We start from the raw sequence: 11,905 nt of genomic DNA on the forward strand, positions 1-11,905 counted from the left end.
TAATTAAATAGATAAAATTTAAAACAATTTTAAATATCAAACTAATACTAGTAAAACTAGACTTAAATCATTTGACTTAAAACTAATAATCTAGGATATTAAATTTTGAAAGAACTATTTGGTTTGGTTGGTTTAATGTTTGTTTTGTTGTTTTGATTTACTTTAAAAACATTTTTTAAAGCAATCATTTGCGTTTGTAGTTAGTTTGACCTACCTTGAAATTTTGCAATTTGAAAGCAGTCATTTTGTGTTTAAAAGTTGTTGGATTTTTAATGATAACACATTTTTATTTTTTGCCAAGAAAAAAACTCTTTTTTTTATTTTTGGTAATTCACGTGTAACTATATTACTTTTTTAATTTTTGAAAGTTGTTATAAAAATTAAAAAAATAATTTAAATATTTTTATTTTTTACTTTTTTATATTATAATTTTGCTTGTTTTAAAAGAATATAGGCTATGAAAAATTATATTTCTAATTTTTTTGCATAGCTTTTTTTATTTTATACTTAATTAAATAAATAGTTTTATAAAAGGAATTTTAATGGCTAAAAATAAACAAAATTCACAAAACAAAAAAATTGACCAAGTAATTAGCAAAAACAACCGTGTTAAAAAAATAATTGCAGCCAGTGGAGCACTAACTGCAGCATCTGTAGCTATTGCCCCTTATTTGATGAAAATTCTTAAAACCCAAGATATTTTTATCAATAATTTTGTGGCAAGTAATGTTACAGGAAACACTGCAAATTTCACCTTTAATTTACAAGGTGAAAATAAAAAAATTGATGCAATAGTTAAAAAAACTGACTTAGAACTATTATTTTTTGACCAAAATAATGTTTTAATTGGCAAAACACCAGTTAGATATGACCAAGATAGTGACAAGTTTCGTGCTTTTTATGATCGCTTTGATGCTGGTTCACTATATAGTATGCAATTGATTGCACCAAATTATGGTCGTTATAACTTTATTTTTAACAATAATTCAGCTAATTACTTTTCAACTACTAGCCAAGTTGAAAACATTGATTATGTAAGTAAGTTAGATAAAAGTGATGTTGTTTTAACAATCAATGACAGCCAAGACTTACTTGCTAATAACACTAATGTCTTTGTTAAGTATAACTTAGAAGGTAGTTCACAAATGCTTGAAGCTCAAGCTAAGGTTGAGTCAAAAATGGTTAATGGACTGCCAGATCCTAAAATCAAATATGCTACTTTTGCACTTTCTAACTTGCATCGTGGTGTACGTTACCAAATTAATCAAATTTATTACCAAGATGGTAATAAAGACTTTAATTTAACTAGTTCACCTAGTGTAATTAAAGAATTTAGTACTCAAGTGCCAACTGGATCACTTGCCAACCTTGTGCAAAAAACCATTGGTCGTCGTCAAGCAGGACTTGATTTAGCATTTACTAGTGAAGATCCTGACTTAGCTGGTAAAAATGTGGTTGTTGAATATTACTACCAAAACAATGCAGGAAGCTATAGTTTTGGACGCAGTCAAAGTCTTACCATTGGTGGTAAAGCTGGTGATTACCACATTGATGGATTACAATTATCTAAATTAGCGGGTGGACAAAAGTTCTTTGTTTCTCGTATTATCGGTAGTGATGATAGTGTTGACATTAATGTCAAACCTAACTTTAGTTTTGCCTCAGCACCCGAGATTTCCAAAATTAGAACAGCCACCCAAAACGATGGTTATACTCGTTTTGATGTAACTTTCCAAGATAATGGGCTATTGCTCAATGGTCAAAATGTTCAAATTGACTTTAAGTCATTAAGAGACCAAAGTAACCACAGTGTTACAGGAACTGTTGTTGGTAACAAATTTGTCGGTTTTGCTGACAACTTACCTCGTTTTAGCAAATTTTTAATTACAAATGCTCGTGCTGTTAGCAAAGCACAACTATTTAGTGAAGATGGACAAGACACACTTGTAAGTTTAGATGACAAACCAATCTTTTTCGGTGATAATGTTACCGAGCAACAACGTGAGTTTACCACTAGTGTCGGTTATGCTGAAGCTGATAAAGTTTCAATTGATCAAATAAGTGAAACTAGTGCTCAAGTAACTGTTGAATATGACAGTGTTGATAATTATTTACTCAATCAACAAGCAACCTTGTTCTATACTGTGCAAGGGGCATCTAATGTTTTAAAATCAAACATTGCCTCTATTGTTGCAGCTGACAATGGAAGAGTTAAAGTTACTTGAAATTTAGTCAACTTACAATCTGGAGCAAAATATAACCTAAGTTCCATCACTTTTTCAAAAGTAGATGGCAGTGGTTATGGTGATTTTGCTTCAGTGTTTGCCAAAAACATTACTGGTCAAGATCTTGAGTTTGCTACCAAACCAGCCCTTTCTAACATCTTCTCTGCCGAACAAGCTGGCAGCAAAGTGAGTCTGACTATGTTGCTTCAAAATGCAACCAATCACTTCACTAGTGCTAATATTTACTACCGTGAATACAATCCTAATGGACAAGATACTAAAGTAGGTGAGTGACAAAGTAGTGACGAAAAAATTGAAGCTCAAGTCTTTAATGACATTAGTATCAAAGGTCTTACAAAAGATGCTTTAGCCAAAGGTAAAAACTACATTATCACCAAAGTAGAAATGATTGGTGATGATGGTTATAAATCATCACTTGGTTCAAATGATATTTTGCCAGTATCTCGTAACATTGACTTGCCAGATAGAATCTTTAGTGTCTCAGCACCAATTACTGTTACTTCTGTGCAACAAGTTAGTGACACTGTTAATTCAGCAAAAATTAGAGTTAATTTTGATATTCCATCAGTTAATATCATTGGCAATGATCCAATTACCATCACTTATTATCGGGCAGGGACAAACGAGATTTTAACAAAAACAGGCGCAATAACTAGTGGTAACTATGCTGATTTTCAATTAGATGATTTAGCAATAGGTTCTAAATACTATTTAAACTCAGTTAAAATTAAAAAGACTTTAGTTAATGATCGTGTTGTTGGAACTATTTATAAAAATGTTGCAGCATTGTATGCTGATGCAGTCAATGTTGAACAAAGATCATTTTATACAACAAGTGGAGTTTCCAAAGTTGTTTATGACAACAGTCGTGAAGGAGCAGTTTATGCTGACTTTTATCTAGCAGATGCTCGTGGTGACTATAAAGGGGCAACAGCTAAGCTTAAGTATGATTTGATTAAAAAAGACCAAGCATTATACCAAGAACAAGAAGCCAATAAAGCAAAAGCAACCACAATGGCAGATACAGCTGTTAATGGAGTTTCACAAAGTAGTGGCGCAAAAAGACGTACTAGAAGGGCAACATCTCCTATTCAAGCAAATATTGAATCTGGAACATTCAAAGTCCTTGGAAGCCGTATTCGTGTTGATTTGACAAATCTTGTTAAAAAAGGTGAGTATGAGATTAACACAAACTCACTTGAGTTAATATCTGCTCCAGATGCTAGAGAGAAAGATAATTCAACCAAACATGGACAACAACGTCTACAAGGCAATGATTTAAAAATCCCTTTCAAACCACAATTATTAGATAGTGCTGAAAACAACACTTTTGACACAGTTCCAAAAACTGCAACTATAACTTCAATTTCTCAAAGTCAAGTTAAAGACAAAGGTGCTACATTTAGCATTGACTTTGCTGCTCCTGATTCATATCTCTATGATGGAACTCGTATTAAAGCTAAACTTCAAAAAGTTGGCGAAGATACTCCTCCAGTTGAAGTTGAAGGAACTGTTACAACTAAAAATGGTAAACAACAAGTTGACTTTGATGCAAACCAATTACTTCAAGGTTCTCGTTATCAACTTGCATCTTTCCATCGTGTAGATCATCCTAAAGAAGAAATTGAAATAGTAAATGGTGACTCAGTAACCTTTACTTCTCAGTTTGTTGATACTCAAGCTGCTGTTAAAGCTATTAATTATACAAATGTTGGTGAAACCAAAGCTAGAATTAATCTTGAGCTTGCAGACCAAGGTCAACAAGTTGGAGATAATGCTGTAGTTAAAATTAAATTAAAATATCAACACTATGATCCACAAACTAATCAACAACATTTTGTAGACAAAGAATTAACCACTCAAACTTCATCTATTAGCAACATCTATAGTTTTAATTTAGATGGGCTTGATAAGGCAACTAACTATCAAATTGAATCTATTAGTTTTGAAAAACCAGCAGCTCAAGGGCAACAAGCGGCAAATCCAATTGATCTTCATGACTTAGAAGCAACCAAAACACAATTAACAAGTGAAAAACATTTTGAAACTCAAGGTAAAAATGTTACAGTTAATGCAATTGCTGTAACAGGTATTCAACCTAATTCAGCTCAACTTGCACTAACTTTTGCTGATTCAGATCGTATTTTATTGCGTGAAAAACAAAATACACAACAAAAAGTACAAATTACATATAAAAACTTAAACTTAGATGAAGTTCGTACAGAAACTGTTGATATGACTGTTGATAATGTTGGTAAAACAGGTAATGTAGCATTAAGTAATCTTGTTGACGGATCTCAATACCAAATTACTAAAGTATCATTAGTTGGTAATGATGATATTAAATTTGGATTTGATGATTCAACTGGTTCACAAGCTGGTATTGACAAACAGTTTTTCAAAACTACTCCAACATATAAAATTGCACATGCCAAATCATTAACAGAACGTAGTGGTCAAATTGATATTGAACTCAATGACAAAGCAGGACAATTGGATGGATTACCATTAGAAGTTTCTTATCAAAAATTAGATGATAATGGTCGTTTAGAAGGGGCAACACAAAAAACAACCGTTACAGTTAATGGTGCAAAAGCTGTTGTTGATTTATCTAATTTAGATCGGGCAGCAACATATGTTGTTACAGGAATTAAATACAAAGAATCTGCTACAGGTGCTGCAAACTTTATTGATTTACAAAAATATCCTGCAACCGCTGGTGATAACAATAAAGTAAAACTTCATTTAATTGCTCAATCAACAACTATTGAAAATGTTTCTTATACAAGTGGTAATACAAATGCATCTGCAACCATTAATTTTGCAGCTAGTGATGCCAAATTCTTAGAAGGTCGTAAGTTTGAAGTTGAATTAGAATCATTAAATAGTGGAAATAGTGAAAAAGTCAAAGTAGAAGGAACTGTGACTCGTGGACAACACAGTATAACAATTAATGTACCTACTTTAAAAAATGCAACCTACTACAACATTGTCAAAGTTACAGATATTACAGATATTCCAGAAAATGAAAAATCTACTAAACAAAAGCTAACTACAATTAACTTTACTGTAGCTGCAAGAAAAAAAGCATATTTAGCAACCAAACCAGAAATCACTAACATTAGTGTTAGTTCAATTTCTGAGAGAAAATATGCTATTAGCATGCTAGTTAGCGATCCGCTTCGTTCAAATACACAACCAATTGATGGTACAAAATTTGAGTCACTTAATGGACGTCAAGTTGTAATTAAATATAAAGAAACAAGTGGAGCAGGTGTTGCTACTGGACAACAAGACCAAACCATTGAAGGAACCATTCAAAATGGGCAGATTTATGTTGAAATTGACAACTTAACCAAAGGTGCAACTTATAAAATTGAATCAGTTGAGTTTAAAACTGGTGAAAATGCTAAGATTGCAAATGCAGATAATTTATGATCAACTTTAAACCAACTTTGAATTGAAGACAATGTTAATTTTGCAACTCCAAAACAATCAAGTTCACAAGTTGCTAAAACCAATTTAAACTTCACAGTTACACCAATTAGTGCAACTGTTACTGAAATAGAGCAAGAAACTTATAGTCCAACAGATGTAAAAGTTAAAATTAAATTTGCAAATGCTGAAGATAAATTTTTAACAAGTGAAAATAAAACCTTCCAACTTTCATACCAAGGAATTGGTGGTGCAACTCAAACAACAAGTCTTACAAAAGGTGCCGATGGTTCATATGAAGCAACAATTACTGGTGGACTATCATATGGTTCTCTATATAACATTGTTGGTATAACAGATAACACCGGTTCTACTAGGGATGGTAGATTACAAACTATTAATTATGATACACAAGCACTTGTAAATCGTAAATTTGCAACTCAACCAGAAATTTCATCTTTTTCTGCTTTTCCTGTTCAAGGAGAGGATACAAAACAAAAAATTAGAATTGATTTTAAAGATCAAGGTGGTTTATTAACTGATGGTCAATATATATTACACTTTATAGATACTAATAATATTGATCAAGTGGATCAAAGCAATTCTATTAATCAAAAAATAGGTAATGTAACTGTATCTAATGGAGTTGCTACAGGTGAATTGAGTGATCTTGCAAGATATGGTATTTATAAAATTGTTAAGATAACTCCGGTTCCTCCAACTAGACGAGCCAGAAGCACAACATCACCAAAATTCACTGAAATTCCTTTAGCAGCAACATTCACCACTGATCAACAAAAACAATTTACTAACTGACCACAAAGTCTTGAAATTACAAATATTGTTGCAGATCCTAATAAAACAAATAATAAAAGTAGTTTAGACATCACTGTATCAATGGATAAATCATATAGAAGATACTTAAAAGCATTCGGAACATCACAACAAGTTAATCTTGTTTTAGAAACACCTAATGGTAGAACTATTCAACAAGGTTTGCCTAGTTTCAAAAGTCTTAATACTGCAAATGTAAACACTGCAACTGCAAATCAAGACCCTACTATATCTTATCACTGAGGTGATTTTAATGGACAAATAGGTGATAGAACTAAATTCCAAATTAAAAATCTTGATTTCTTACAAGATACACATAAATTACCAGTTGTGTTCAAATATGACACTTCAAAACCAGATGGTTTTAAATATAGTGATTTATTCTTTACTAGTGCGCCTCTTATTGATTCAATTACAGCAAAACCACTTGGTGAAACTCAAGGACAATTTATTGTTAATATCCAAGATGAATTTGGAAGTTTTTCTGGTAAAACCTTACAAATTACTTATGGAACACTAGGTGCAGATGGACAAATTACTAATGAACATGCATCCAAATCTACACTATTTGTTTCAACTCAAACATCATCAGAAAATTCTAAATTATCAACAGGTAAAAGAAAATTATCCCAAGCTATTTTTACTATTGATGGCTTAACTAAATTTACAGATTATAAAATTAAATCTATAAAAGTTGTTGATGAAAAAACTCATAATGAAACTCTTGGAAATAAAAATGATGCAACAACTGGAGCTGCTGAGTTAGCATTGCAAAGTGGTAATCAAAACCGAAGTTTAACAAACCCAACTTTAAAAACATTAGCTTCTTCTTTTGCAGTAACAAACATTGAACAAGTTAATAGTGCAAGTTTAAGTAAGGATAGTGCTACTGTTAAAGTTTTCTTTGATAATAATGTTGATGGTTGATTAAATGCACAACACCAAGCTCTTTACTTACGTTATAAATCACGCAAAGATGGACAAGTTAGTGTATCCAGAGCAGTAGCAACTCCAACTCAAACCGGAAATTATTTTGAATATAGTTTAAATAATTTAGAAGCTGGTACTAAATATGAAATATTAAGTTTGTCTAAAACTAATAATATTAATGACAATGATATAACTGTAACACTACCAACAGGTAGTGGTGATAACAAAACCTTTGAAACTTTACCAACTATTAAAGGTGTTTCATACACAACACATCCAGATCAAAATAAAGTTAATATTAAACTTCAGTTAGAAAATACTGCTGGAATTGATTTGCTTGCAAATACTGGTTCACATAATTTAAACATTAGAGTTGCTGAAATTGATAATGCTGGGCATGCAACTAATGTTCAAGTACCTTTAAATGGTTTAACTGTGATAGGAGAAAATAACCACAAAACTATTAGTTTTGATTTAGCAACAGGAACTAATATTTATGCTGGTAACTTTTATAAAATTGAATCAGTTACTTTAAATAGTACTAATTTAGAGTTTTCTCAAGGTGTGACTGACGATGATAAAACCTTTGATACTGGAATTAGTCAAACTACTGTTTCAAACATAACTTCAAGTAGTCCAACTCATAATTCTGGAGTATTTAAAATTAAATTTAATGATAAAGATAAGTTTTTAGTAGGAAATTATCAAGCTAAAATTAAATATGGAACTCCAGATAATTCACCTATTAGTGATTTAGCAACACAAACTATAGACATTAATCAAAATAACTTCACTAGTGGTGTTGATTTTACTCTCAATAACCTAGTTGCGGGACAAAAATATGAAGTTAAAGAAGTATATGTTGAACGTATTGCTAACAAAAATTATTTACATGGTATTTTCTTACCAGAAAAATTAAATGTTAATCAGTTTAGCACTTCTGACAACATCGCAAAAGGTAATATTCCTATTGCAGCTCAACTTTTAACTGATGTTGATATTGAGTCAATTACTACAGTTTCACTTACTGAACAAACAGCTAAAATAGCAGTTAATTTTAGAAATGATGATCAAACATTACAAAATATGTTAAAAACTCATAAGCTAAAATTAACTTACAAGCTTTGAGATGCTGGTAATGCTAATTTTGTATCTTATAAAGGATATCAAGATTTTAAAACAATTCATGATACACAGGTTGTTGAGGTTGATGATTTAGCAATTGCTCAAAGTGGTAAAAAATCTAATAATATTGCAGAATTTACTATTCAACAAGCATTTAAAGGTGCAAAATATTATGTAGACAAAGTAGAATTTATACCAAAACAAGGTAGTGGTGCTCCAAAAACTATTGCTTTTGAATCCCCATTATCAGCGATAGAAGCTCGTTCATTTGGAATTAAAGCAAGCACTGCTGAAATTGCAAATGTTACATCACATTTTACTGAATCAACTAATACATCAGCTAGAGTAACAATAGATTTTGCTCAAAATGATGTTTTCCTAGTGGGTAAAAAAGTAGCACTTGAGTATTATGATGAACAACATCCGGGAACTAAATATTATAGTCAATCTATATTAACTAGTCAATCAGCTTCTTCAACTGGTAATTTACACAATAATGTTTCTGCAAATTTTTTAATTGAAGGTCTTAATCCAGGTTCATCATATAAAGTTGTTACAGCTGTTGTTGGTGATGAATCTATTCAAATTAATTTAAATAATAGTTTAAATGCTAATGGTGGAAATTCAATTAAATTCCAAACCGCTACTCAAATTAACACTATTTCTGTTACTAGTATAAATGACACATCAGCAAATATTACTTTGAATGTTGCCAATACTTTAACTAATCCTAATTTACAATATACAGATACAGATGAGGTTCAAGTAACATTTCAACCAATAAAAATTATTACTGAACAAACCCCTGGTTCTGCCGGAGAAGTTACAGTAAATGGTCAATTCCAAGGTAATGGAACTAGAATTGTTATTAATAATAGTCAATTCACGACTCATCAATTACAACAATACACAGAGTACTACATTAAAGCTGTTAGAATTACACCAAGAGGTGCGCATGCTCAGGAGAAAAATTCTAATATTTATTTTAACAAGAGTCTTGAGACTACTGGTCTTTTAAATACCACTCGTTATTTCTCAACAACAGGTACTAATATTTATTTAGATACAACTTATAATACCAGTGGCTTTACTGCAGGTTATAAAGCTGAAGCTGTTACAACAACATCAGCAAAAGTTACTTTTAGAGTTAATGAAGTAGGAAAAGCAATTGCGAAAGGTAAAACTTTTGTCTTAAAGATAAAAAATGGAGATGACAGTGGTGCTGAAGAACAAACCAATTATTCAGCTTCTGTTGATCCGCATGGTGATTTAAGCTTTTTAGTAGATACTAATAATTCAAATGGATTATTAGATGTTGGTAAAAAGTATAAAGTTATGGAAGTAACCGAACTTCAAAGTAGTAGTAGTAGTAGTAGTAGTGTATCTGGGGTTGCAAACAAACTTTTTGCAACAAAATATAAAGATGAAACTGTTGATAGTGTAACAATCGATTCACCAAATGGAAATGGTCAATGGAATAGAAACCCTTATAGTTATGAAATACCATTTAAACTTAATTTAGTAGATCCAAACATTGTCGGAACTGCTACAGAGAGACAAGGACAACAATTAACAATTCGTTATAATGATGGTGGAACAACCAAACAAGAGCACACTCTTACAGCTAATTGAGATGAAGCGAGTCAAAGTTATAAATTGCCTGTTACTGATGTAAGAGATTTAATTGGAAAAGAATTAACATTATCTGTTGCTAATTTCAAACAAAAAGAAAATCCATTATCTCAAACACTTGATAAAACAGAAACACTAGATAAATTAACTAGTGGTTATGAAATTAAAACTTCATTGGATTCTAACTTTCTAATAGAAGGTGCTGTAAGCACTGATGTTTCTATACCAGATTTAATTGGACTTACATTAGCGGTTTATGATCCAACACATGCTATTAGACAAACGCCTCTAATTTCATCGGCAACTTCATTAAATAACAATAGATTCCTTATGATTCCTTATGATGAAAATATTGTTAAAGTACCTACTGATTTAAATGTTATATCAACTACTAACAGTCAAAATGGTCGTACTGTAAATTCTTGAGAATACTTTTTCAACCCACCTGGAGGTGGAGGATCACTACAAAATGGCGCTTCAGGTTGAGCGCATAGTCAGCAAAATAATAATTGACAAAATTCAATAGACCAAGGTGAAGGTAGAGCTAATTCATCAAGAGGTGCAGGAAATGTTTTTGACATGAGAGGGCCTATTGCTAATAATTTTTATTTTTTCCATCTTATGACTAATTTTGGTAGTAGATTTGGTGATATAACAAATCAAACTATACAGAAAAAACAAGGAATAACACCTAAATTTTTACGTTTTGATCCTATACCCCAAACTCAATATACACCTTATAAAAAAGATACTTCATTGATTACTATTTATTATGACTATCAACAATTTTTTGATACATTTCCAAGTTCATCATTTGTTGAAATGGACTTAACTAAATTTAAAATTTTTGGTCAAACACCTTTTGTTAAAAAGTCATACACTATACCAACGGGTAACAAATATGATACACAAGTTTCTAACAATAAATGATTCACTTTCCCACAAAAAACAAAAGATAGATTTGTCGTTAGACAATTGGAGAATGTTGCTCTTAGTGATGCTAATTTTAATAAACTTTTAAGTGGCCAAAGAAATGTAGTTAAAATATGAAAAAATGGTAGTGAGAAAACTTATAATGTTGGATATGAGTCTGATAATGGTACTTTATTTGCTTATGCCAATTTAAAAGTTCAAAATATTTTTGGAGATATTTTAGCTCCATTATATTTACCAAACCCTGAATTTTATAATAATCCTAATTTCGCTCTTTTAGAATCTAAATATGAATTAAAAAGAGATTCTAGTAATAATGATGACCCAGTATTTAGTGTAAGAATATCTGATACTCCATGATATTCATTGCAACAAAAAATTCAAACATACTACCAAGGTCAATCCAAACAAGGTAGTACATATTTTAGCCTTTTTGCTGTATTTTTGGATTATAATGGAAGGATGTATTTTGCAGGGGATAGTAATGGTGGAGCGGTCTATCCATTATCCAATTTTGATAATGATCAAGGAAAATGAATTAATTTTCACCTAAAACCAGCTTTAGATAAATTAGGATATTATAAGGGTAGTCAATATGATAGCAAAAATAATCCTTTAATATTTTTAGGAGTTTGAGGTCGTTTCTCAGATAGTCCAAATACAGATGCTAAACTTAGAACTATTTATTATCGTCCTGATTACTATGCACGAAATAAGGCATTTTTAATCACTCCTTATAAACAATAAAAACATAAATTATTTAAAACTTT

1 protein-coding gene is annotated in these 11,905 nt (G+C 31.0%); it reads left to right on the plus strand.

All coding sequences use genetic code 4. The features are described from left to right. Positions 1 to 542 precede the first annotated feature (542 nt). Positions 543 to 11,882: a DUF1410 domain-containing protein gene (locus MYB_RS01345; protein WP_022935011.1), complete on the plus strand. Its 11,340-nt coding sequence runs from the start codon at positions 543 to 545 to the stop codon at positions 11,880 to 11,882. Positions 11,883 to 11,905 lie beyond the last annotated feature (23 nt).

Source organism: Mesomycoplasma bovoculi M165/69 (assembly GCF_000524555.1).
Taxonomy (GTDB): Bacteria; Bacillota_I; Bacilli_A; order Mycoplasmatales; family Metamycoplasmataceae; genus Mesomycoplasma; species Mesomycoplasma bovoculi.